This is a genomic window from Acidovorax soli (assembly GCF_014207955.1).
Taxonomy (GTDB): Bacteria; Pseudomonadota; Gammaproteobacteria; order Burkholderiales; family Burkholderiaceae_C; genus Acidovorax; species Acidovorax soli_A.
Genome location: NZ_JACHLK010000006.1, coordinates 117,026 through 138,456 on the forward strand (window position 1 = coordinate 117,026; position 21,431 = coordinate 138,456).

Annotated in this window: 22 protein-coding genes; 16 read left to right on the forward strand and 6 right to left on the reverse strand. The window is 68.8% G+C overall.

Annotated features, from left to right (window positions below):
- The first annotated feature begins 34 nt into the window (after nucleotides 1-34).
- The 6 genes from HNP48_RS16295 to HNP48_RS16320 all read left to right on the forward strand — a co-directional run bounded on the left by HNP48_RS16295 (nucleotide 35) and on the right by HNP48_RS16320 (nucleotide 6,866).
- Nucleotides 35-1,048 carry a LacI family DNA-binding transcriptional regulator gene (locus tag HNP48_RS16295; RefSeq protein ID WP_184858827.1) on the forward strand — a complete coding sequence of 338 codons (1,014 nt, stop codon included), beginning with the start codon at nucleotides 35-37 and terminating at the stop codon, nucleotides 1,046-1,048.
- A complete protein-coding gene (gene rbsK, locus HNP48_RS16300; RefSeq protein WP_184858829.1) occupies nucleotides 1,045-2,001 on the forward strand; it encodes a ribokinase in 957 nt (318 codons plus the stop codon). Before HNP48_RS16295 ends, rbsK begins: the two co-directional genes overlap by 4 nt.
- On the forward strand, nucleotides 1,998-2,387 hold the full coding sequence (rbsD, locus tag HNP48_RS16305; protein WP_184858832.1) for a D-ribose pyranase: 390 nt from the start codon (nucleotides 1,998-2,000) through the stop codon (nucleotides 2,385-2,387). Before rbsK ends, rbsD begins: the two co-directional genes overlap by 4 nt.
- Nucleotides 2,388-2,511: 124 nt before the next feature.
- The gene (locus HNP48_RS16310; protein ID WP_184858834.1) at nucleotides 2,512-3,447 is read left to right on the forward strand and encodes an MBL fold metallo-hydrolase; all 936 of its coding nucleotides are present in this window, start codon (nucleotides 2,512-2,514) and stop codon (nucleotides 3,445-3,447) included.
- 289 nt (nucleotides 3,448-3,736) lie between these two features.
- Nucleotides 3,737-6,100, forward strand: a complete 2,364-nt coding sequence (locus tag HNP48_RS16315) for a catecholate siderophore receptor Fiu (RefSeq protein ID WP_184858836.1) — start codon at nucleotides 3,737-3,739, stop codon at nucleotides 6,098-6,100.
- An 88-nt stretch (nucleotides 6,101-6,188) separates the two neighbouring features.
- Nucleotides 6,189-6,866 (forward strand): Fe2+-dependent dioxygenase, encoded by a 678-nt coding sequence (locus tag HNP48_RS16320; RefSeq protein WP_184858838.1) that lies wholly within the window; start codon nucleotides 6,189-6,191, stop codon nucleotides 6,864-6,866.
- A gap of 34 nt (nucleotides 6,867-6,900) precedes the next feature.
- On the opposite strand, the gene HNP48_RS16325 is transcribed toward HNP48_RS16320, so the two are convergent.
- Entirely contained in the window at nucleotides 6,901-8,883 is a 1,983-nt protein-coding gene (locus tag HNP48_RS16325; RefSeq protein ID WP_184858840.1) for a lytic transglycosylase domain-containing protein, read from the reverse strand.
- A gap of 14 nt (nucleotides 8,884-8,897) precedes the next feature.
- On the opposite strand from HNP48_RS16325, the gene HNP48_RS16330 reads away from it, so the two are divergent.
- Nucleotides 8,898-9,470 carry a 5-formyltetrahydrofolate cyclo-ligase gene (locus HNP48_RS16330; RefSeq protein WP_184858842.1) on the forward strand — a complete coding sequence of 191 codons (573 nt, stop codon included), beginning with the start codon at nucleotides 8,898-8,900 and terminating at the stop codon, nucleotides 9,468-9,470.
- A 138-nt stretch (nucleotides 9,471-9,608) separates the two neighbouring features.
- Here the strand turns inward: HNP48_RS16330 and HNP48_RS16335 are convergent, their stop codons facing one another.
- The gene (locus HNP48_RS16335) at nucleotides 9,609-11,390 is read right to left on the reverse strand and encodes a diguanylate cyclase (protein ID WP_184858844.1); all 1,782 of its coding nucleotides are present in this window, start codon (nucleotides 11,388-11,390) and stop codon (nucleotides 9,609-9,611) included.
- Nucleotides 11,391-11,594: 204 nt separating this feature from the next.
- On the opposite strand from HNP48_RS16335, the gene HNP48_RS16340 reads away from it, so the two are divergent.
- Both HNP48_RS16340 and HNP48_RS16345 read left to right on the forward strand, forming a co-directional pair.
- Nucleotides 11,595-12,281: a glutathione S-transferase family protein gene (locus HNP48_RS16340; RefSeq protein ID WP_184858847.1), complete on the forward strand. Its 687-nt coding sequence runs from the start codon at nucleotides 11,595-11,597 to the stop codon at nucleotides 12,279-12,281.
- A gap of 10 nt (nucleotides 12,282-12,291) precedes the next feature.
- Nucleotides 12,292-12,600 carry an NIPSNAP family protein gene (locus tag HNP48_RS16345; RefSeq protein ID WP_184858849.1) on the forward strand — a complete coding sequence of 103 codons (309 nt, stop codon included), beginning with the start codon at nucleotides 12,292-12,294 and terminating at the stop codon, nucleotides 12,598-12,600.
- On the opposite strand, the gene HNP48_RS16350 is transcribed toward HNP48_RS16345, so the two are convergent.
- On the reverse strand, nucleotides 12,597-13,052 hold the full coding sequence (locus HNP48_RS16350; protein WP_184858851.1) for a hypothetical protein: 456 nt from the start codon (nucleotides 13,050-13,052) through the stop codon (nucleotides 12,597-12,599). The two genes, HNP48_RS16345 and HNP48_RS16350, sit on opposite strands and share 4 nt — an antisense overlap.
- A gap of 68 nt (nucleotides 13,053-13,120) precedes the next feature.
- Here HNP48_RS16350 and HNP48_RS16355 point away from each other — a divergent pair, with 68 nt between their 5' ends.
- A complete protein-coding gene (locus HNP48_RS16355) occupies nucleotides 13,121-14,365 on the forward strand; it encodes a multifunctional CCA addition/repair protein (RefSeq protein ID WP_184858853.1) in 1,245 nt (414 codons plus the stop codon).
- A gap of 4 nt (nucleotides 14,366-14,369) precedes the next feature.
- On the opposite strand, the gene HNP48_RS16360 is transcribed toward HNP48_RS16355, so the two are convergent.
- On the reverse strand, nucleotides 14,370-15,011 hold the full coding sequence (locus HNP48_RS16360; RefSeq protein ID WP_184858855.1) for an NrsF family protein: 642 nt from the start codon (nucleotides 15,009-15,011) through the stop codon (nucleotides 14,370-14,372).
- A complete protein-coding gene (locus HNP48_RS16365) occupies nucleotides 15,008-15,550 on the reverse strand; it encodes a sigma-70 family RNA polymerase sigma factor (protein WP_184858857.1) in 543 nt (180 codons plus the stop codon). Before HNP48_RS16365 ends, HNP48_RS16360 begins: the two co-directional genes overlap by 4 nt.
- Before the next feature lie 206 nt (nucleotides 15,551-15,756).
- Here HNP48_RS16365 and HNP48_RS16370 point away from each other — a divergent pair, with 206 nt between their 5' ends.
- Genes HNP48_RS16370 through HNP48_RS16385 form a run of 4 tightly spaced genes read left to right on the forward strand, consistent with a single transcriptional unit; the run spans nucleotide 15,757 to nucleotide 18,167 of the window.
- Nucleotides 15,757-16,050 carry a DUF2282 domain-containing protein gene (locus HNP48_RS16370; protein ID WP_184858859.1) on the forward strand — a complete coding sequence of 98 codons (294 nt, stop codon included), beginning with the start codon at nucleotides 15,757-15,759 and terminating at the stop codon, nucleotides 16,048-16,050.
- Between the two features lie 18 nt (nucleotides 16,051-16,068).
- A complete protein-coding gene (locus tag HNP48_RS16375; protein WP_184858862.1) occupies nucleotides 16,069-16,902 on the forward strand; it encodes a DUF692 domain-containing protein in 834 nt (277 codons plus the stop codon).
- Complete coding sequence (locus HNP48_RS16380) at nucleotides 16,893-17,669, forward strand: DNA-binding domain-containing protein (RefSeq protein ID WP_184858864.1); 777 nt, start codon at nucleotides 16,893-16,895, stop codon at nucleotides 17,667-17,669. The genes HNP48_RS16375 and HNP48_RS16380 overlap by 10 nt, the downstream gene beginning before the upstream one ends.
- Before the next feature lie 12 nt (nucleotides 17,670-17,681).
- A complete protein-coding gene (locus HNP48_RS16385; RefSeq protein WP_184858865.1) occupies nucleotides 17,682-18,167 on the forward strand; it encodes a DoxX family protein in 486 nt (161 codons plus the stop codon).
- Between the two features lie 6 nt (nucleotides 18,168-18,173).
- Here the strand turns inward: HNP48_RS16385 and trxC are convergent, their stop codons facing one another.
- Nucleotides 18,174-18,614: a thioredoxin TrxC gene (gene trxC / locus HNP48_RS16390; RefSeq protein WP_184858868.1), complete on the reverse strand. Its 441-nt coding sequence runs from the start codon at nucleotides 18,612-18,614 to the stop codon at nucleotides 18,174-18,176.
- A 238-nt stretch (nucleotides 18,615-18,852) separates the two neighbouring features.
- On the opposite strand from trxC, the gene otsB reads away from it, so the two are divergent.
- Nucleotides 18,853-19,590: a trehalose-phosphatase gene (gene otsB, locus HNP48_RS16395; RefSeq protein WP_184858870.1), complete on the forward strand. Its 738-nt coding sequence runs from the start codon at nucleotides 18,853-18,855 to the stop codon at nucleotides 19,588-19,590.
- A complete protein-coding gene (locus HNP48_RS16400) occupies nucleotides 19,587-21,416 on the forward strand; it encodes a glycoside hydrolase family 15 protein (RefSeq protein ID WP_184858872.1) in 1,830 nt (609 codons plus the stop codon). The genes otsB and HNP48_RS16400 overlap by 4 nt, the downstream gene beginning before the upstream one ends.
- Nucleotides 21,417-21,431: the final 15 nt, after the last annotated feature.

Below are 21,431 nucleotides of genomic sequence, written 5' to 3' on the forward strand. Positions count from 1 at the left end.
TCCCCCCGTCTCCGAACCTTTCCTGATTTTCTGCATGGCCACCATCAAAGACGTTGCGCGGCACGCCGACGTATCGGTCACCACGGTATCCCACGTGGTCAACGGCACGCGCCACGTGAGCCCCGAAGGGCGTGCACGCGTGGAAAAGGCCATCCGCGAGCTGGGCTATGTGCCCAGCGCCATTGCGCGCAGCCTGAAGAGCAACAACACGCGCACGCTGGGCATGCTGATCCCCAACAGCTCCAACCCCTATTTCGCCGAGATCGTGCACGCCGTGGAAGACCGATGCTTCGGCGCGGGCTACAACGTCATTCTGTGCAACACCAATGACGAGGCGCACCGCCAGGGCAGCTACCTGCAGGTGCTGGCCGAGCGGCGCATCGACGGGCTGATCGTGGTCTCCACCGGCCACGACGCCACGCTGCCCACCCAGTTGGCGGGCCTGTCCATCCCCACCGTGCTGGTGGACCGCGAGATCGAACTCACCGAGCAGCAGCCCTGCGACCTGGTCGAGACCGCCCACATGCAGGGCGGCTTGCTGGCCACGCGCCACCTGCTGTCGCTGGGCCACCGGCGCATCGCCTGCATCGGCGGGCCCGAGGGCATTGCACCCAGCGAGCAGCGCATCGCCGGCTGGCGCTCTGCGCTGGCCGATGCCGGCTGCGGCCAGGGCGAAGGCCTGCTGTGGCACGGCAACTTCACCAGCCAGGGCGGCTACGAAGCCATGCATGCCGTGCTGCGTGCGCAGGATGCGCCCACCGCCGTCTTCGTCTGCAACGACCTCATGGCCATGGGGGCGCTGTGCGCGGCCCACGAACGCGGGCTGCGTGTGCCCGAGGCCCTGTCCATCGTGGGCTTCGACGACATCGAGCTCACGGCCTTCACCAGCCCGCCGCTGACCACCGTGGCCCAGCCCAAGCAGCGCATCGGTGCGCTCGCGGTGGACATGCTGCTCGAGCGCATCGACGGCAAGCGCCAGGATGCGCGCAAGGTCATGCTGCAGCCCGAGCTGCGCGTGCGCGCCTCCACGGCAGAGGCCCGGCCATGACGACGAGCCCGGCGCAAACCACGGCCCCCACCATCGCGGTGGTGGGCAGCCTCAACATGGACCTGGTGCTGCAGGTTGCCCAGGCCCCGGGGCCCGGTGAAACCGTGCTGGCCCAGGCCCTGCACCTGGTGCCCGGTGGCAAGGGCGGCAACCAGGCGGTAGCCTGCGCGCGCCAGGGCGCGCAGGTGCACCTGTTCGGCCGCGTGGGCGACGACGCCTATGGCCACACGCTGCGCGCCGGCCTGGCGCAGGACGGCATCGACCACACCGGCGTGCAGACCGACACCACCGAGACCACGGGCGTGGCTGCGATCACCGTGGAAGCCACGGGGCAGAACCGCATCGTCGTGGTGCCGGGCGCCAATGGACGCTTCGCGCTCGATGCGCGGGCACTGGGCTCGGTGCTGGGCCGCGCGAGCAGCCTGGTGTTGCAGTTCGAGACCCCCTTGCCAGAGGTGCTGGCCGCAGCGCAGCAGGCCTTTGCTGCCGGCTGTCCCGTGCTGCTCAACCCCTCGCCCATCCAGCCCCTGCCCGAGGGCCTGTGGCCGCTGGTGCACACCCTGGTGGTCAACGAGGTGGAAGCAGCCGCCCTGGCAGGCACCGCCGTGGAGAGCGTGGCCGACGCCGCCGTGGCAGCGCAGGCACTGCGCGGCCTGGGCCCGGCCCAGGTGGTGGTGACCCTGGGCGCCCAGGGCGCCGTGGCCGCCGACACCCGGGGCAGCACCCACCACCCCGGCATGCAGGTGCAGGTGGTGGACACCACGGCCGCGGGCGATACCTTCCTGGGGGCGCTGGCCGTGGGCCTGGCCCAGGGCGAGCCCCTGAATGCCGCCGTGCGCGAAGGCATGCGCGCTGCTGCGCTGTGCGTGACCCGAAGCGGCGCCCAGCCCTCCATTCCCCACCGGGCCGCCGTGGCGGCCAGCCCCCAACCACCCGACTGGATCCCGCTGTGAAACGCACGACCCTGCTGCATGCCGAACTCTCCCACGCCATTGCCTGCCTGGGCCATGGCGACATGCTGGTGATCGGCGACGTGGGCCTGCCCATTCCGCCCGGGCCCCGGCGCATCGACCTGGCGCTGACGCCGGGCATCCCGGCCGTGGCCGATGTACTGCAGGCGGTGCTGGAGGAGATGCAGGTGGAGCGCGCCCTGATCGCCGCCGAGGCCGTGGAGCGCGCGGGCGGCGCCCTGCCCGGCTGGTGCCAGTTGCCCGTGGTGCCCGAGGCGCTGCCGCACGAGGACTTCAAGCGCCTGTGCCGCGAGGCCCGCGTGATGGTGCGCACCGGGGAATGCACGCCCTATGCGAACGTCGTCCTCTGCGCCGGTGTGACGTTCTGAAGCAATCTGCCCGGTGACGCGCGGGTTTTGGATAACCCGCCGCGCAGGGGCCCTGGGTTAGGCTGACAGATCGCCGCAGCAGGCAAGCCAGCCGCTGCGCCACGCCCTCTGCCCGCCCGCCCTGATGTCCACGCCAGCCTCTTCCACGCCCTTTCTGCCCCCTGAAATCGCCGTACTGGAACGCGGCTGGCTGTCGGCCAACAATATCCTGTTCATCGGCCACCACGACACGGCCGTGGTGGACACGGGCTACTGCAGCCATGCCGAGCAGACCGTGGCGCTGGTGCAGGCGGCCCTGGGCGGCAGGCCGCTGGACCGTGTGCTCAACACCCACCTGCACAGCGACCACTGCGGTGGCAACGCCGCACTGCAGAAGGCCTGGCCGCGCGCGCTCACTGCCATACCGCCGGGCCAGGCCCGCCATGTGCGCCAGTGGGATGCCTATGCCCTGAGCTACACGCCCACCGGCCAGCAATGCCCCCCATTCCGGGCAGACAGCCTGCTCGACCCGGGCTCCTGCGTGCTCCTGGGCGACCGCACCTGGCAGGTGCATGCCGCGCCGGGGCACGACACGCACTCCATCGTGCTGTTCGAGCCGCGCGATGCCATCCTGATCTCGGCCGATGCACTCTGGGAGAACGGTTTCGGTGTGGTCTTCCCCGAACTCGAAGGCGAGGATGCCTTTGCCCAGGTGGGCGCCACGCTGGACCTGATCGAGCGCCTGGCGCCGCGCACGGTGATCCCGGGCCACGGCCCGGTGTTCTCCGATGCGCCGCGCGCCATCGAGGGCGCGCGGCGCCGGCTCGATGGCTTTGTGCGCAACCCGCACAAGCATGCGCTCTATGCCGCCAAGGTACTGCTCAAGTACAAGCTGCTCGAATGGCAGCAGATCAGCCTGGCCGACCTCAGGGCCTGGACGGAAGCCACCCCTTACTTCGGCATGCTGCACGCGCGGCATTTCGCCGAACAGGGAGAGAGCGAATGGCTCGCCGGCCTGATGGACGACCTGGTCCGCTCGGGCGCGGCCACGCGCCGGGGCGAGATGCTGCACAACACCTGAAACCGCCGGCTCCCGGCCAAGCCACCCCACCACGGCCTGTTGCCGCAATGCAACATCGGGCCACGTTCAGGGTCCGTATCCGGCCCCGTTGCAGCCAGATGTAACCAGCATCAAATGATAATTGTTATCATTTGATGTTCCTGCAAGCCTGCCACATGCCCGGCTGCGCAGGCCCCAGCCAGCCGACACCGACCGACACCCGCCGCGCCGCCATCTTGTTGCCGCGCGCTCCTGCCTGTAGTCCCTGTAGCCAGCCAAGTTCCGTTTTCTCACTCCTACGGATCCTTTCATGGCGCACAACACGACATACATCAAGAGCCGCAAGCACCCCGTTTCCGGCCCACGGGCCACGCCAGTGGGCATGGCGGCGGCCGCTGCCCTCGTGGCCCTGGGCATGCCCGTCCAGGCACAGACCACCCCGAGCGCGACCCTGCCCGAGGTGAAGGTCGAGTCGGCAGGCGATGCGGGTTACAAGGCCGGCACGGTCTCCTCGCCCAAGTTCACCCAGCCGCTGCTGGACACGCCCCAGACCATCTCGGTGGTCAAGGAGCAGGTGCTGCGCGAGCAGGCGGCCTCCACCCTGACCGAGGCCCTGCGCAACACCCCTGGCGCCAGCACCTTCTTCCTGGGCGAAAACGGCAACACCAGCACCGGCGATGCGATCTACATGCGCGGCTTCGACAGCTCCAGCAGCATCTTCGTCGATGGCGTGCGCGACCTGGGTGCCGTCTCGCGCGACGTCTTCAACATCCAGCAGGTGGAAGTGGTCAAGGGCCCGGCCGGCACCGACAACGGCCGCACAGCTCCCACCGGCGCCATCAATCTGGTGAGCAAGCAGCCCACGCTGGAGAACAGCTTCGCAGCCTCGCTGGGCGCGGGCAGCGCCTCCTACAAGCGCGGTACGGTGGACTGGAACAAGGCCCTGGAAGCCTACCCCGGCGCCGCCTTCCGCCTGAATGTCATGACCGAGGACTCGGGCGTGGCCGGCCGCGACCTGGTCAAGAACAAGCGCTGGGGCGTGGCCCCCTCGCTGGCCCTGGGCCTGAACTCGCCCACCCGCGTGTTCCTGAACTACCTGCACGTCAAGCAGGACAACATGCCCGATGGCGGCGTGCCCACTATCGGCCTGCCCGGCTACACCTCGCCCGATGCCCTGGCCCTGGCCAACCGCCGCCCCTTCCTGAACACCGCGGCGCGCGTCAATTCGAGCAACTTCTACGGCACGACCTCGGACTTTGCCGACGTGGACATGGACATGGTCACGGCGCGCATCGAGCACGACTTCGCCTCGGGCATGAAGCTGCGCAACACCACGCGCTTCGGCCGCACGCACAATGACTACCGCCTGACGGCCTTCATGGGCGGTGGCTTCCCGGCCACGGGTTCCCTCACGGCCGCCTCGGCCCTGCTGGCCACGCCGAATCCCGCCGATCCCTCCACCTGGACGGTGACGCGCAACCTGCCGACCAACGTCAACCAGGTCAACAAGATCGCCGTCAACCAGACCAGCCTGACCACCACGGTGAACACCGGCTCGGTGCAGCACGACCTGGCTGCCGGCCTGGAGATCTCGCGCGAAGAGCAGACCAACCTGGGCTACTACGGCCAGGGCTTTGCCAGCGTGAACACCACGTATGCACCGGCCGGTTCGCTGCCCGCGGCCAACCTGTACAACCCCAACCCCAATGTGACGGGCTTCAACCGCATCGCCAACGGCGCCTGGTCCAAGGGCGTGACGAACACCGTCGCCGCCTACCTGTTCGACACGGCCAAGCTGTCGCCCGAGTGGCAGGTCACGGGTGGCCTGCGCGTGGACCGCTTCAAGACCGACTTCGACGCCGTGACGCAGGGCGCGCTGCCGGCTGGCGTGCTCACGCCATCGTCGGCGAGCCTGTCGGACACACTGATCGGCGCCAAGGTCGGCGTGGTCTACAAGCCCGCCGCCAACGGCAGCGTGTATGCGCTGTACGCCACCTCGGCCCAGCCCCCGGGCGGTGCCAACAACCAGCTGAGCGCCGCCGCCAACAACGCGGCCAACCCCAAGTTCGACCCGCAGAAGGCCAAGACCATCGAGGTCGGCACCAAGTGGGACGTGCTGGGCGGGCGCCTGGCCCTGGCCGGCGCGCTGTACCGCACCGATGTCTCCAACGACATCGAAGTGGACCCCACCAACTCGGCCAACTTCGTGCAAACCGGCAAGAAGCGCGTGCAGGGCCTGGAGCTGACTGCCATCGGCGCCATCACCAACGACTGGTCGCTGAGCGCGGGCTACACCACCATGGACACCAAGGTGCTGAGCGGTGCGCCCAAGACGGCCGATGGCAGCACGGCCCTGGCCTACACGCCCAAGAATGCCTTCACGCTGTGGACCACCTACCGCCTGCCCTTCGGCGTGACGATCGGCGGCGGCGCACGCTACGCAGGCAAGCTGCTGCGCGGCACCGACGGCGCCGTGGGCACGCCGGCCTACACCGAGGCCTACTGGGTCTTCGATGCCATGGCCTCCTACCGCATCAACAAGAACTTCGATGTCCAGCTGAACGTGTACAACCTGGCCGACAAGGACTATGTGGCCGCCATCAACAAGAGCGGCTACCGCTACACGCCAGGCATCCCCCGCTCGGCACGCCTGACGGCCAACTTCACGTTCTGATCGAGCGCAAGATGGCAGCCTGAAAAGCTGTCTACCATCCAAGGGCCCCGGCAACCCCGGGGCCTTCCCGTTTCTGGAGACATTTGCCATGATGCTGCACATCCCCAACGTCCTCACGCCCGCGCAGGTGCGCGCCATGCGCGCGGCCATCGATGCCGCCGACTGGGTGGATGGCCGGGCCACCGTGGGTGCCCAGGGCGCCCAGGTCAAGCACAACCGGCAGCTGCCCGAGCACTCGCCAGTGGCGCTGGAACAGGGGCGCCTCATTCAGCAGGCGCTGGCGGTGCATCCTTTGTATTTCGCCGCGGCCCTGCCGCTGCGCACCGTGCCGCCCCTGTTCAACCGCTATTCCGGCGGCGAGACCTATGGCCTGCATGTGGACGGCGCCATGCGCCCCCTGCCGGGCGGAGGGACCTTGCGCACCGATCTGTCGTGCACGCTGTTCCTGTGCGAGCCCGAGGACTACGAGGGCGGAGAGCTGGTGGTGGTGGACACCTATGGCACGCACGAGGCCAAGCTGCCCGCGGGCGACCTGGTGCTCTACCCCTCGACCAGCCTGCACCGCGTGGAGCCTGTCACGCGCGGCGAACGCGTATGCTCGTTCTTCTGGGTGCAGAGCATGGTGCGCGACGATGTGCGCCGCGCCATGCTGTTCGAGCTGGACCAGACCATCCAGAAGCTGCGTGCCCGCCTGGGCGAAACCGAGGAGACCGTGGCCCTCACGGGCCAGTACCACAATCTTTTGCGGATGTGGTCGGAGGTCTGAAGCACAACGGCCCCAAAGGGGCCTTTGTGCTTTTTTACGGGAGGTCCTTGTTCACCTCGGGCGCCGAAGCATCGCGCGGGCCGATGGTGCCCAGCCGTCCCTTGAGCGACTGGGGCTGGCCCGTGAGCATGGCCGCATAGTTGGTGGTGTTGGCCAGCACCTTCTTTACGTAGTCGCGCGTTTCGCCGAAGGGCACGTTCTCGGCCCAGATGGCAGCGTCCAGCACCGGGCCGTTGCGCCAGTTGCGCGGGCGGCCCGGGCCGGCGTTGTAGGCGGCGGCGGCCATGGGCATGGAACCGGCGAAGTCGTCGAGCGCCAGCTTGAGGTAGGCCGTGCCGATGGCGATGTTGGTATCGCGGTCGTTGATCTGGTCGGCCGTGAAGTTGGTCATGCCGATCTTCTTGGCCGTCCAGCGTGCGGTGGCCGGCATCACCTGCATCAGGCCCGAGGCGCCCACATGCGAGCGTGCGTCCATGATGAAGCGGCTTTCCTGGCGGATCAGGCCGTACACATAGGCCGGGTCCAGGCCGATGCTGTTGGCACGCTCGACCACGGCATTGCGAAACGGCGTGGGAAAGCGCTGGCTGGTCTCGATCACGCTGCGCGTGCGCTCGCTGGTGTTGATGCAGCGGTCCCAGACCTCGCGCGCGCAGGCAAAGTCGGCGGCGGCGAGCAGCTCCCGGTCGGGCATGCCGCCAGGGATGTGCAGGTTGGTGGCGTAGTTCCACTCGCGCACGCCTTCGGAACGCAGGCCCAGGAAGATCGCGTACAGGCCGCGATTCAGGCCCGGGTTGGCGCGCGCGGCGGCCTTTTCCTCGGCGGTGAGCGGCGCGGGTGCGGGCGGCATGGCAATGCGCTGGCCCAGCTCTTCCGTGGCCAGCTGTTCGTAGAAGCCGCGTGTGCTCGCAATGCCTTCGAGCAGCTTGCGTGCCTCGGCGCGCTCGGCCTCGCCGGGCTTGCCGGCGAGCAGGGAGCGGGCCTTCCAGTACACCCAGGTGCTGTCCTGGCGGCCTTCTTCGCTCATCGCGTCGATGGCCTTGCCCACCACCTTCCACTGGCCGGCGCGCAGGGCGGCGCGCACCTTCCAGCCCAGGATGTCATCGTTGAGGTCGGCATCGCGCGTGATGTTGGCAAAGGCCCGGTTGGCATCGGACGACAGCTTCTGCGCCTGCTGCTTGCCGATCACGCCCCAGACCCAGTTGCGCTCCTCGGGCGAGAGGTGCACGCTCCATTTGCCGTCCAGCTGGGCGGCGGCATTGTCCGGATCGCCCGAGGCGAGCTTGATCAGCGCCAGCGTCACCAGTTCCTGGCGCGCCTGGCCACGGGCTGTGGCGCGGGCCGTGAGGTACTTGGTGGGGGCATCCATGAGCTCCTTGACCTGGGCCACGGCGTCGGGCGCGACGATCTCCACCGCATTGCGTGCCACGCGCGGCCGGTTGGCATCCACCGCGAAGCGGGCCTTGCGCCAGACGTCCAGGGCGCTGATCTTCTTGCCGGCGTAGAACTGGCTGGCCGCATGGGTGCAGCCATCGTCGGCATCGCGCAGCGCGTACCAGTTGCGTTTGATGTCGTCGGCCGCCCCGGGCTGGGGATTGCCCTTGATGTCGTCGATCAGGAGGGCGTAGCAGCGCACCTCGCGGTCGTCGGACATGCGGTAGCTCGGGTGCTGCTCGGCGAACTGGGCCCAGTCGCGCCGCTGGCCCAGCAGCAGCAACCAGTCGTTGCGCATGCGGTCTTCCTGGTAGCTGCCGGCATAGCGCTGCATGAAGGACTGGATTTCCGCCGGCTGCGCTTCGCCCAGCCGCAGCCTGAGCTCCCAGTAGCCGGCCCAGGGTTCGAGCACATGGCCGCGCGCGGCGGGCAGCAATTGCTCCAGCTTCTTGCGGTCGCCGCGCTTGAACGCTTGCTGCATCTCCAGCAGGGTATCGTCGGCCCGGGTTTGCGCCTGGACAAGGGGCGCGGTGGTGGCCAGCAAGGCGCTGACCAGCAGCGGTGTCAGAATCTGAGTCAATTGCATGGGGGAATTATCTGATGGACAAAGCAGCCCTGCGGCGCGCCTTGATAGAAGAACGCCTGAATTTGCCAGATCGCCTACACCGGGCCGATTTGTTACAGCAAGTGATGCGCATCTGGCTGGTGAACCGGCCCGACACGGTGATCGGCGCCTACTGGCCCATCAAGGGCGAATTCGACCCGTTGCCCGCCCTGCACCGCTGGAAGGAAGACGGCGAACTGCTCGACGAACCCCAGTTGCGCCGCATCGGCCTGCCCGTGGTCAACAAGCAGCACAAGACCCTGACCTTCCACGCCTGGTACCCGGGCTGCCCCATGGAAGAGGACGCCTATGGCATCCCCAAGCCCAAGGACACCGAGCTCATCGTGCCCACCCTGCTGTTCGTGCCCTGCGTGGGCTATGCGGCGGGCGGCTACCGGCTGGGCTATGGCGGCGGCTTCTACGACCGCACCCTGGCCACGCTGCAGCCCAAGCCGTTCACGGTGGGCCTGGGCTTCACCAACGGCTTCCTGGAAGAGTTCGAACCGGAGTCCTGGGACGCGCCGCTGGATGCGATCCTGAACGACAACGGGGTGGTCTGGCCTGTATAAGCGGCCCCCCTGAGTCGCCTTCGGCGCCTTCCCCCCAGGGGGACGCCACCCGTGGCCTGGCAAAGCCAGTTCCACGGTGGCCCTGGTATGGGGGTGCGCCCTGTTCCTTGGCCGGTGACGGATTGACCCCAGAAAATCTCAGCCGGCCTGCAGTTCCGAGGCGAAGGCGTAGCAGTCGCCGCCTTCGGGGCGGCGCTTGCAGGTGTACATGGCGCTGTCGGCGGCGCGCAGCAGGTCGGCCAGGGTGCGGCCGTCGGCCGGGTGGCAGGCGATGCCCAGGCTCATGCCCACGACCAGGGAGCGGCCTTCGAAGACCAGGGGTTCGGCGGCGCTGGCCGCCATGCGCCGGGCCATGGCGGCGATCACGTCGCGCGAGGGGCTGCCCGCGATCAGCACGGCGAATTCATCCCCGCCCAGGCGGGCCACCAGGTCGCCCGCGCGCAGCTGGGCGCGCAGGCGGCGCACCATGGCCACCAGCACGGCGTCGCCTGCGGCGTGGCCATAGGTGTCGTTGACGCCCTTGAAGCCATCGAGGTCCAGCAGCAGCAGCGCGAACGGCTGGCCGGCGCGGATGGCGGCCTCGCCATGGCTGGTCAGGCCCGCGCGGTTGGCGGCGCCGGTGAGCGCGTCGGTGCCCAGGGCCTCGACCAGTTCCTGGGTGCGCACGGTCAGTGCCTGCTCGGAGCGGCGCAGCAGGCGCACGCGAGAGGCCATGGCCGCCGCAAAGACGATGGACTCGGCCACCAGCACGGTCTGGGTCATGTCCATCTGCTGCGGCGTCCAGGCCACCCAGCCCCAGCTGGCGACGATGATGGCGCAAATGCCCAGCAGCAGGATGGTGACCCCCAGGCTGTAGAGCACGGCCGGCCAGTAGCGCCGCCGCATGGCCATCACGGCGCCGACCGTGAGCACCACGGTGGAGGCCACCACGGAGGCCTGCACCAGGCGGAACAGCCACAGCGGGTGCGACCCGAGCAGGCCGTACACGGCGGCCAGCGCCAGCGCTGCCACCATGGCCAGCACCACCTTGTCCACGCGCGGCGCGTAGTCCGCCAGGCGCAGCAGGCTGCGCCCGAACATCAGCTTGGAGATGGCCCACAGCGGCGGGGCCATGCTGTAGAAGAAGCCCGCCGCGGCCGGCCAATGGGCAAAGGGGTAGCGCAGCGTGTGGCCATTGAAGCCCGCCAGCGCCAGCAAGGCCCCGATGCAGGACACCAGGTACCAGGCGTAGATGCTCTCGCGGAACACCAGCAGCATCACGGTGCTGAAGATCGCCAGGCCCATGAGCAGGCCGTAGCAGACGCCATCGAACATGCGCTTGTCCTGGGTCTCCTGCAGGTAGTCAGCCAGGTCCCAGACACGTGCGGCATAAAAGCGGGCAAAGGTCGACTCGACGCGGAAGTACACGGTGTAGATCTGGTCGTCGGGCAGCTTGAAGCGCCAGGCCATCTGCTCCGAGTCCGCCGGCCGCGTGGCCCACGGGTGGCGCATGCCGGTCACCACCGGGTCGCCCAGCGCGCGCCCCTCATCGTTGTAGGGGCCGTAAAAGCGCAGCTCGTGCGTGGAGACGGTGGGCACCAGCAGCAGGAATTCGCGCAGGGCGTCGGCCGGGTCGGCCAGTTGCAGGCGCACGCGGAACCAGAGCACCCGGTCCGATTCGGCGCCCTTCAGAGGATTGTCCGGGTAGGCGAAGCGGGCCTCGTTCTCCGGGGTGCGCACCTGCGCGATGTCCAGCGTGCGGCCGGCGTCCTCGAACATGCCCATGAACGGCACGATGGACATGCCGCCGGCCTTCGCGGACAGCAGGGCCGGCACATCGCGCTCTGCCGCAGCCTGGGCGGCCGCGGGCCCGCACGCCACCCACACCAGCAGACACCACCAAGCCTTGAAGAAAAAGTACAAAAAGGACGACGAGCGCATCAGCGACGCCGGTCCGGGTGGACCGGGGAAGAAAACAGGCGACAAAGCGCTGGATTGTGCCGCAGTGCCCCATTCCAGCGCGGCGCACCGGCTTTGATGCGTACTGCGCATCAAAAACCCGTCCATCGGTCATTGGCACAAGCCACCAGCCGGCGTTAGCATGGAAAGTCTTGCCCAAATTTCCCCTTACAAAGAGTGCCACCCATGCCAAAGCTCTATATCGGTAACAAGAATTACTCCTCGTGGTCCATGCGCCCCTGGGTGCTGCTGCGCCAGGCGGGCATCGCATTCGACGAAGTGCGCGTGCGCTTCGACAGCTTCGAAGCCGACTCCGAATTCAAGCGCGCCATCGGCCCCGTGAGCCCCACGGGCAAGGTGCCCGTGCTGGTGGACGGCGACCTGGTGGTCTGGGACACCCTGGCCATTGCCGAATATGTCGCCGAGACCCACCCCGACAAGAAGCTCTGGCCCGCCAGCGCCCAGGCGCGTGCCCGTGCCCGCAGCGTCTGTGCCGAGATGCACAGCGGCTTCACCGCCCTGCGCAGCAACTGCCCGATGAACATCGAGGCCGACCTGGCCGCCACCGGCGCCCTGATCTGGCGCGACAAGGCCGGTGTGCGCGCCGACGTGCAGCGCCTGGTGGACATGTGGAGCGCCCTGCTCGCGGAACACGGCGGCCCGCTGCTGTTCGGCGAGTTCACCGTGGCCGATGCCTATTTCGCCCCCGTGTGCATGCGCCTGCACAGCTACGGCCTGCCGGTGCCACCGCAGATCGCCGCCTACGTGCAGCGCGTGCGCGCCCTGCCCGGCGTGAAGGCCTGGATCGACGACGCCCTGGCCGAGAAGGATTTCCTCGACTTCGAGGAACCCTACCGCCTGCGCCATGTTTGAGGAGCAGCGCATGGCCGTCACCATCTACCTGCGCTACGTGCTCAACACCTCCAAGCTCAAGGAATTCGAGCACTATGGCAAGCTGTGGATCCCGCTGGTCGAGAAATTCGGCGGCCAGCACCACGGCTACTTCATGCCCAGCGAGGGCGCCAACAACATCGCGCTGGCGCTGTTCACCTTCGAGAGCCTGGCGAGCTACGAGGTCTACCGCCAGCGCTCCATGGAAGATGCCGAGTGCCAGGCGGCCTTCCGCTATGCGGAAGAGACGGGCTGCATCATCAGCTACGAGCGCAGCTTCTTCCGGCCGGTGTTTTCCTAACGAAACTGCTTGCGCAACAAGGCCCGGTGGCGCGCAATGTGCGCCAACTGGGCCTCGGCAACGATGCCGCCCAGGTCCTCGCCATCGCCATTGAGCACCGCATTGGCATGGCGCATGGCGCGCGCCACGACTTCCTCCTCGCCCACACCCTGCTGCGCCGCCAGGTCCAGCGCCACACGCTTCATGGCGCGCTGCGACAGCATCCACATGGCGCCATAGGAATCCCAGGCCGCGGCGGTCTCCTTGAACTTGTCGCGGTCGGCCAGGATTTCGCTGAGCGGCTTGGCCAGGATCTCTTGCAAGGATTCGAGTTGCGCCTGCATCGCCTCGAACTGCGCTTCGCGCCGCAGGGCCTCGGCCGCGGCGTTCGCGGCCGCATCGGGCGGCGTGGGCACGGGCACGCTGCCGTCCGGGTTCAACTGTGCAATGGTGAGGGACGAAGAAATGGACATGGTGCCGACCGTGGGCTGGTGAGGCGCGCACTATACGGCTTTCGCCGCAGCTCCCCTACACTGCCGCCATGCAAATCTACATGGTAGGGGGCGCAGTGCGCGACGCGCTGCTCGGGCGCCCCGTGAATGACCACGACTGGGTCGTGGTGGGTGCCACGCCCGAGCAGATGCTCGCGGGTGGCTACCTGCCCGTGGGCAGGGATTTTCCGGTCTTTCTGCACCCCGGGACACGCGAGGAGTATGCGCTGGCACGCACCGAGCGCAAGAGCGGGCGCGGCTACCGCGGCTTTGTGGTGGACAACTCACCCGCAGTGACGCTGGAGGAGGATCTCTCGCGCCGCGACCTGACCATCAACGCCATCGCCCGGAGTCCCGATGCGCCGGACACCCTGGTCGACCCCTACGGCGGCCAGCAGGACCTGCAGGCGCGCGTGCTGCGCCATGTGACCGAGGCCTTCCGCGAAGACCCGGTGCGCATCCTGCGCCTGGCACGCTTTGCTGCGCGCTTCACCGATTTCACCGTGGCGCCCGAAACCATGGCGCTGATGCGCCAGATGGTGGCCGAAGGCGAAGTGGACCACCTGGTGCCCGAGCGCGTGTGGCAGGAGCTGGCGCGCGGGCTGATGGAAGCCAAACCCTCGCGCATGTTCGAGGTGCTGCGCGACTGCGGGGCCTTGCAGGTATTGCTGCCCGAGGTGGCGCGCCTGTGGGGCGTGCCCCAGCGCGCCGAGCACCACCCCGAGGTGGACACCGGCGTCCACCTGATGATGGTGCTGGACATGGCGGCGCGGCTCGACGCTCCGCTCACCGTGCGCTTTGCCTGCCTGGCGCACGACCTGGGCAAGGGCACGACACCGGCCGATGTGCTGCCGCGCCACATCGACCACGAACGGCGCAGCGCCGAGCTGCTGCAGGACGTGGCCGAGCGCCTGCGCGTGCCCGTGGACTGCCGCGAGATCGCCGACGTGGTGGCGCGCGAGCATGGCAACATCCACCGCAGCGGCGAGCTCGCCGCCGCGCCGCTGGTGCGCCTGCTGGAACGCTGCGACGCGCTGCGCAAGCCCGGGCGCATGCCCGAGATCCTGCTGGCCTGCGAGTGCGATGCACGCGGCCGGTTGGGCATGGAGGAGAACGCCTACCCCCAACGCCCGCGCCTGCTGGGCGTGCTCGCGGCCGCGCAGTCGGTGGTCACGCGCGAGATCGCGGCCAAGGCCGCCGCCAAGGGCCTGTCGGGCCCGCAGGTGGGCGATCTGATCCACCAGGCCCGGGTGGAGGCCGTGGCCCAGTGGCTGTCGGCCCACCCGGCCCGCTGAGCCGCTACCAGCGCAGCAGGCGGGGCCCGAGCAGGGCGCCCAGCGCCGTGGGCAGCGCCATGCCGGCCAGGTACCAGACGGCGATGAAAGGCGAGGCCATCTCGGGGCAGTGCAGGGCATAGACCAGCGCGCCCAACGCCCCCGCCAACAGGCCCGCCCCGGCACCGGCCCAGGCCAGCTGCGTGGGAGCGGCGCCCCTGAGCGCCCAGAAACCTGCGACGAAGGCCGGCACGGAAAGCAGCGCGATGTTGAAGGGGCAGGTGCGCCATGTGCTGCCCAGCACCAGGGCCATCCGCTCGCCAGGGTCGGCCTGCGACAGCGCCCCCCCTGCCATGGCCCACAGCACCAGCGGCGGTACGGCCACCAGCGCCGCGGCGTGGCCCACGGCCATGCCGGGGCGTGCCATGCGCCGCAGCAGCGCCAGGCCGGCCAGGGCCAGTGCCGCGGCAAACACCAGCTTGGTCCAGAACATGGGCAGCACCAGGGTCTGCGCCAGGTCATGGCGCACCCCGAACACCGCCATCATCAGCACACCTGCCCCGGCCATGCCCGCGAGGCAGGCCAGCGCAAAACGGCGCTCGATGGCCTGGGCCTGCACCGGGCCGGCATCGGTGGCCAGCAATTGGATCAATTCATCGGTTTTCATGCCATTCCCCTGATCTTGGCGGCCAGGGCCTTGAGGCCCCGGTGCACGCCGACTTTGACTGCCGATTCCGACAGCCCCGTGAGCTGCGCCGTCTCCACCACCGACAGCCCTTCCAGCTTCACATGCTGGATGGGCAGGCGCTGCCGATCGGGCAGCGTCTCCAGCAACTTCCCCAGATCGCGCCGGGCCTGGGCCGCCTCGCTGTCGCTGCTGGAGAACAGCTCGTTGGCATCGTCCAGCGGATCGTTGAGCGCCTCTTTCACCCGGTGCGAGCGCAGCCAATCGATGAGCTTGTAGCGCGCAATCGCATGCACCCAGGCCGTCACCGGCATGTCGGTCCGGTAGGTATGGCGCTGGTTGTGCACCGCCAGCAAGGTCTCCTGCACCAGGTCCTCCACCTCATCGGGCCGCTGCGCCAACCGGCGGCGCAGAAAGGCGCGCAGGTGGGCACTCAGCTCCTTGAGGAACCGTTGGTAGGCCGCCGCATCGGCGTCCAGTCCCAGCAGCAGCAGGCTGCGCAGTCGCTCTTCGATCTCCATGCGTTCTCCCTCACCGGTATTCGCATTGCGGGGCCCACGGGTTACAGCGGATGCCAATTTTCTTTTTGTCTGGATTTTTTTGCCGGCGGTGTAACCCGGCACTCCACCAGTGCGAATTACAGCGCAGATCGGTGGCCGCAGCGCATTCGCAGCTGCAGTCCCTCCGGTCTGTTCCACAACCCCCTCAGCCCAACGGAGATCCCGACATGACCGCACGTTCTTCCCTCAGCCTCGGCGCCCTGGCCCTTGCCGCCCTCGCATCCGGCGCCGCCCTGGCCCAGACCAACAAACCCGCCGAAGCCGCCAAGCCCGCCATGGAAAAGTGCTATGGCGTCTCCCTGGCCGGCAAGAACGACTGTGCGGCCGGCGCCGGCACCACCTGTGCAGGCACCTCCAAGGTGGACTACCAGGCGAATGCCTGGAAGTTCGTGCCGGCCGGCACCTGCGCATCGATCAAGACCCCCAAGGGCATGGGCTCGCTCACCCCGATGAAGAGCTGATCCGCCAGGTAGCCCGCCATGGCACCGCACCTCACCGCCGGCCTGGGGCTCAAGCCCGCGCACTACGAACAGGCCCTTCACTGCACGGACCCCGGCCTGTGGTGGGAGGTGCACCCCGAGAACTACCTGGCCGATGGCGGCCCCCGCCTGGCCTGGCTGGAGGCCATCCGCGCCCGGCATCCGGTGGCACTGCATGGTGTATCGCTCTCGCTGGCGGCCGACGCGCCGCCCGACGAGGCGCACCTGGCCCGGTTGGCGGCCCTGGCGCGGCGCATCGAGCCGGCGATCGTCTCAGAGCACCTGGCCTGGTCCACCTGGCGCGGCCGCTACCTGCCCGACCTGCTGCCGTTTCCGCGCACCCACGCGGCCCTGGCGCGCGTGGCGGCCAACATCGGGCGCACGCAGGAGGTGCTGGGGCGGCCCATCGCCATCGAGAACCCCACGCACTATTTGCACTTCAACGGCCACGACTGGGCCGAGACCGACTTCCTGGCCGAGTTGGTGCGCCGCACCGGCTGCCAATTGCTGCTGGACGTGAACAACGTCCATGTGAGCGCCCACAACCTGGGCACCCGCGCAGAGGACTACCTGGACGCCTTCCCCCTGCATGCGGTGGCCGAGATCCACCTGGCCGGCCACCAGGCCGACCCCGCGCTGGGCAATGCCCTTCTGATCGACAGCCATGATGCCCCCGTGGCCGATGCCGTGTGGGCACTGTACCGGCGCGTGATCGAGCGCACCGGCCCGGTGCCCACCTTGATCGAACGCGACGACCAGTTGCCCGCGTTCGACGTGCTGCGCGACGAACGTGCGCAGGCGCATGCAGATCTGGAGGCCTTGCCATGCAACTGAGCCACTTCCAGGAGGGCCTCGCGAATGCGCTGATGCCGCTGTCGGCGCCCCACGCCGAGGCGCCGGAATGGCTGGCCGCCCTGCAGGCCCAGCCGGGCTTCGCGGTGTACCGCAACACGGTGTACAAGGGCTGCATCGACGCCCTGCTGGCCAACTACCCCACGGTGGGCGGCATGGTCGGCGAAGACTGGTTGCGCGCGGCGGCCGCTGTCTTCGTGCAGGAACAGCCCCCGCGCGATGCGCGCCTGATGGCCTATGGCGAAGGCTTCGCCCACTTCCTGCAGCGCTTCGCGCCCGCGGCAGACCTGCCCTACCTGCCCGGCGTGGCCCACCTGGACCGCTGCTGGACCGAGAGCCACCTGGCCGCCGACGCCCCGGCGCTGGATGCCGCGTGGCTGGCCGCCCAGGCACCGGACGCCCTGGCGGGCATGCACCTGGTGCCCCACCCCGCGGCCCGCTGGACCTGGAGCGAAGACCACCCGGCCTGCACGCTCTGGCAACGCCAGCGCAACGGCGACGCCATGGATGCCGAGCTGCCCTGGCAGGGTGATGGCGCCCTGCTCACCCGGCCCGCGGGCGGCGTGCAGTGGAGGCCGCTGCAGCGCGCGGGCATGGATTTTCTGAACACCTGTGCCGCAGGCCAGACGCTGGGGCAGGCCGCCGAACAGGCCCTGGCCGCCGATCCCGGCGCCGACCTGGGCGCGCTCCTGGTCCAGCTGCTGCAGGCCGGCGCACTGTGCCTGCCACCCACCCCGAATTCCCGCTGAGAAGGACACACCATGAACACCACCTCTTCGTTTCCCCATGCCACGCCCACGGTGCCCGCCTCGGGCCCACGCCATGCGCTGGCCCGGCTGGCCGGTTTGCTGGAATGGGCCACGCCGCACAGCCTGCTGGCACTGGCCAACCGCCTGGGCATTGCCGCGATCTTCTGGATGTCGGCCCGCACCAAGGTCGAGGGCTGGTTCACCATCTCGGACAGCGCCTACCTGCTGTTCCGCGAGGAGTACAAGCTGCCCCTGCTCCCGCCCGAGCTGGCGGCACAGATGGCGACCGTGGCCGAGCACCTGTTCCCGGTGCTGCTGGTGCTGGGCCTGTGCACCCGCCTGTCGGCCCTGGCGCTGCTGGGCATGGTGCTGGTGATCCAGGTCTTCGTCTACCCCGACGCCTGGCCCACGCACCTGTCGTGGGCCGGCCTGCTCTTCTACCTGGCCGGGCGCGGCGCGGGCAACCTCTCCCTCGACCGGATCCTCGGAATCCGCTGAGCCCGGTCAGCCCACGCTGCGCACCCAGCGCGCGATGTCGGCTGCATTCATGGCGCCAGAGACCCGCGCGGCCTCACGCCCTTCCTTGAAGAGGATCATGGTCGGGATGCTGCGGATGCCAAAGCGCCCCGCAATCGCCTGGTGGGCCTCGGTATCGAGCTTGGCCAGCTGCACCTGCGGTTCCAGGTCTTTGGCGGCCTGCGCGAAGGCCGGCGCCATCTGCAGGCAGGGGCCGCACCAGGGGGCCCAGAAGTCCACCACCACGGGCAGGTGGCTGCGGCCCACATGCTTGTCGAACGACGCGGCATCCAACGACACCGGCGCGCCGGCGAACAGGGGCTGGTGGCAGCTGCCGCAATCGGGGGCGCTCGAGAAGTCCGCCCGCTTGACACGGTTGGTGGTGTGGCAATGGGGGCAGACGATGTGGGGGGATGCTTCTTCGTTCACGCAAAAATCTCCGTGGAGCACGCTGCAGCGTGCGCTGGGCAGGTGGGGCTGCCTGTAAGACAAAGGGCCATTTTCATCTTGTGACAATGGGGGCGCAGCACAGCCTTTGCAAGCCCCCACCCTGCGCAAGCCCAAGCCTGGAGCGGCTTTCGGGCCTGCCGCGGACGTACGACAAGTACCCGCGCAAGCGCTCAGGCTCGCTGGCAGAGGCCTATCCCGTCTGCTATGGTGCGGCCACATGCAGCTGCTCCCTTCCCTGACAACAGCCCATGCGCTTTTTCTTGATTTCGATGGCACCCTCACCGAGATGGCGCCCCGGCCCGAGGCCGTGCGCATCTCTTCGGGCCTGGTCCCCACGCTCGCCGCGCTGAGCACGCACCTCGATGGTGCCCTGGCCATCGTCACGGGCCGGCGCGAGAGCGATATCGACCACTTCCTGGACCCCTTGCGCCTGCCGCTGGCCAGCGAGCACGGCTCGCAGTACCGGCTGGCCGACGGATCGCGCCCGGCCATCACTCCGCCCAACCTGGAGCCCGTGCTCCAGGCCACCACGCAACTGGCCGCGCAGCACGGCGGGCTGCTGGTCGAGCCCAAGCGCGCCAGCGTGGCCCTGCACTACCGGCTGGCACCGCACCTGGAGGACCTGTGCCGCGAGACCATGCTGATTGCATTGCGCAAGGTGCATGGCCTGGAACTCATGCAAGGCAAGTTCGTCTTCGAAGCCAAGCCCCGTGGCGTGGACAAGGGCCAGGCCATCACCGACTTCATGACGCAGCCGCCCTTTGCGGGCCGCATGCCCGTCTTCGCCGGTGATGACGTGACCGATGAAGCCGGCTTTGCCGCCGTGCATGCCCTGGGCGGCTGGGGCATCAAGGTGGGCGAAGGCCCGACGCAGGCACAGCACCGCTGCATGACACCGGCCGCATTGCGTGGCTGGCTGTCGGCGGCACGAACCTCCTGGGAGCGCGCACGATGACCACCACCACGACCCACGACCAACCCACCGCCGCCGTGGCGCCGCAACAGGGCTCGCTCAACCTGGGCATGATCGGCAACTGCGCCATCAGCGCCCTGATCGACAGCCAGGCCCGCATGGTCTGGTGCTGCCTGCCGCGCTTCGATGGCGACCCGGTCTTCAATGCCCTGCTGCAGCCGGGCGAGGACGGTAGCCACTTCGCCATCGAGATCGAGGACATGGCGTCTGCGCACCAGTGGTACGAGCCCAATACCGCCATCCTGCGCACCCAGCTGTTCGACAAGGCCGGGCACGGCGTGGAGATCACCGACTTCGCGCCGCGCTTCTTCAGCCGCTCGCGTTTCTTCCGGCCCATGACGCTGGTGCGCCGGGTGCGCCCCATCCAGGGCTCGCCGCGCATCCGCGTGGCCATCAAGGTGCGCTACGACTGGGGCCAGACCGAACCACAGATCACGCGCGGCAGCAACCACATCCGCTATGTGGGCGGCAGCATGGCGCTGCGCCTGTCCACCGATGCGCCGGTATCGCACGTGCTCTCGGGCCAGCCCTTCGTGCTCACGCGCGAGCACAACTTCATCCTGGGCGCCGACGAGAGCCTGCTCGATGGCATCGCCGACACGGCGCGCCTGTTCGAGCAGGAGACCACCGCCTACTGGCGCGGCTGGAGCCGGGCCCTGGCCGTGCCACTGGAGTGGCAGGACGCAGTGATCCGCGCGGCCATCACGCTCAAGCTCTCGCTGTATGAGGACACGGGCGCCATCGTGGCGGCCATGACCACCAGCATCCCCGAGTCGGCCCACAGCGGGCGCAACTGGGACTACCGCTTCTGCTGGCTGCGCGACGCCTTCTTCGTGGTGCGCGCGCTCAACAGCCTGTCCGAAGTGGGCACCATGGAGGACTACCTGCGCTGGCTCAGCAATGTGGTGGTAGATGCCGGCAGCGGGCACATCCAGCCGCTGTACGGCATCGGCCTGGAGCGCGAGCTGCCCGAGTCCCTGGTGCCGCAGCTCGCAGGCTACCGCGGCATGGGCCCGGTGCGAATGGGCAACCAGGCGGCCGAGCATTTCCAGCACGACGTGTACGGCAACATCGTGCTGGGCGCGGCCCAGGCCTTCCACGACCACCGGCTGCTGCACCGCGCGGGCCTGGGGGAGTTCACGCGGCTCGAACAGGTGGGCGAGAACGCGGTGCGCGTCTACGGCCAGCCCGACGCCGGCATGTGGGAGCTGCGCACGCGTGCGCGCGTGCACACCTCTTCGGCCCTCATGAGCTGGGCCGCCTGCGACCGCCTGGCCAAGATCGCCACGGCCTTGAACCTGCCCGACCGCGCCGCCTACTGGCACGGCCACGCGCAGCGCATGCAGGAGGAGATCATCGCCAAATCATGGAGCGAATCGCGCCAGGCCTTTGCCGAAAGCTTCGGCGGCAACGAGCTCGATGCCAGCGTACTGCTGATGGCCGAGGTCGGCCTGATCGACCCCAGGGACCCGCGCTTCGTGAGCACCGTCGAGGCCATGGAAAAGAGCCTGTGCGATGGCCCCTACATGCGCCGTTACGAGGCGGCCGACGACTTCGGCAAGCCCGAGACGGCCTTCAACATCTGCACCTTCTGGCGCATTGATGCGCTGGCGCGCATCGGCCGCAAGGACGAGGCGCGCGCCATCTTCGAGACCATGCTGGCTGCGCGCAACCCGCTGGGCCTGCTGTCGGAAGACACGCACCCGGAAACGCAGGAGATGTGGGGCAACTTTCCGCAGACCTACTCGATGGTGGGCGTGATCAACGCGGCCGTGCGCCTGTCGGCCCGCTGGGACAGCGTGATTTGAGCCCCACACCCCCGG

Excerpts from the sequence above, each read along its gene's own strand:
- HNP48_RS16355 (WP_184858853.1), top strand. The coding sequence starts at position 13,121 with ATGCAAATCTACATGGTAGGGGGCGCAGTGCGCGACGCGCTGCTCGGG.
- rbsK (WP_184858829.1), top strand. The coding sequence starts at position 1,045 with ATGACGACGAGCCCGGCGCAAACCACGGCCCCCACCATCGCGGTGGTG.
- HNP48_RS16320 (WP_184858838.1), top strand. The coding sequence starts at position 6,189 with ATGATGCTGCACATCCCCAACGTCCTCACGCCCGCGCAGGTGCGCGCC.
- HNP48_RS16335 (WP_184858844.1), bottom strand. The coding sequence starts at position 11,390 with ATGCGCTCGTCGTCCTTTTTGTACTTTTTCTTCAAGGCTTGGTGGTGT.
- HNP48_RS16345 (WP_184858849.1), top strand. The coding sequence starts at position 12,292 with ATGGCCGTCACCATCTACCTGCGCTACGTGCTCAACACCTCCAAGCTC.
- HNP48_RS16315 (WP_184858836.1), top strand. The coding sequence starts at position 3,737 with ATGGCGCACAACACGACATACATCAAGAGCCGCAAGCACCCCGTTTCC.
- otsB (WP_184858870.1), top strand. The coding sequence starts at position 18,853 with ATGCAGCTGCTCCCTTCCCTGACAACAGCCCATGCGCTTTTTCTTGAT.
- HNP48_RS16295 (WP_184858827.1), top strand. The coding sequence starts at position 35 with ATGGCCACCATCAAAGACGTTGCGCGGCACGCCGACGTATCGGTCACC.
- HNP48_RS16385 (WP_184858865.1), top strand. The coding sequence starts at position 17,682 with ATGAACACCACCTCTTCGTTTCCCCATGCCACGCCCACGGTGCCCGCC.
- HNP48_RS16325 (WP_184858840.1), bottom strand. The coding sequence starts at position 8,883 with ATGCAATTGACTCAGATTCTGACACCGCTGCTGGTCAGCGCCTTGCTG.
- HNP48_RS16380 (WP_184858864.1), top strand. The coding sequence starts at position 16,893 with ATGCAACTGAGCCACTTCCAGGAGGGCCTCGCGAATGCGCTGATGCCG.
- HNP48_RS16340 (WP_184858847.1), top strand. The coding sequence starts at position 11,595 with ATGCCAAAGCTCTATATCGGTAACAAGAATTACTCCTCGTGGTCCATG.
- HNP48_RS16330 (WP_184858842.1), top strand. The coding sequence starts at position 8,898 with ATGGACAAAGCAGCCCTGCGGCGCGCCTTGATAGAAGAACGCCTGAAT.
- HNP48_RS16400 (WP_184858872.1), top strand. The coding sequence starts at position 19,587 with ATGACCACCACCACGACCCACGACCAACCCACCGCCGCCGTGGCGCCG.
- HNP48_RS16365 (WP_184858857.1), bottom strand. The coding sequence starts at position 15,550 with ATGGAGATCGAAGAGCGACTGCGCAGCCTGCTGCTGCTGGGACTGGAC.
- HNP48_RS16360 (WP_184858855.1), bottom strand. The coding sequence starts at position 15,011 with ATGAAAACCGATGAATTGATCCAATTGCTGGCCACCGATGCCGGCCCG.
- HNP48_RS16370 (WP_184858859.1), top strand. The coding sequence starts at position 15,757 with ATGACCGCACGTTCTTCCCTCAGCCTCGGCGCCCTGGCCCTTGCCGCC.
- HNP48_RS16310 (WP_184858834.1), top strand. The coding sequence starts at position 2,512 with ATGTCCACGCCAGCCTCTTCCACGCCCTTTCTGCCCCCTGAAATCGCC.
- HNP48_RS16350 (WP_184858851.1), bottom strand. The coding sequence starts at position 13,052 with ATGTCCATTTCTTCGTCCCTCACCATTGCACAGTTGAACCCGGACGGC.
- HNP48_RS16375 (WP_184858862.1), top strand. The coding sequence starts at position 16,069 with ATGGCACCGCACCTCACCGCCGGCCTGGGGCTCAAGCCCGCGCACTAC.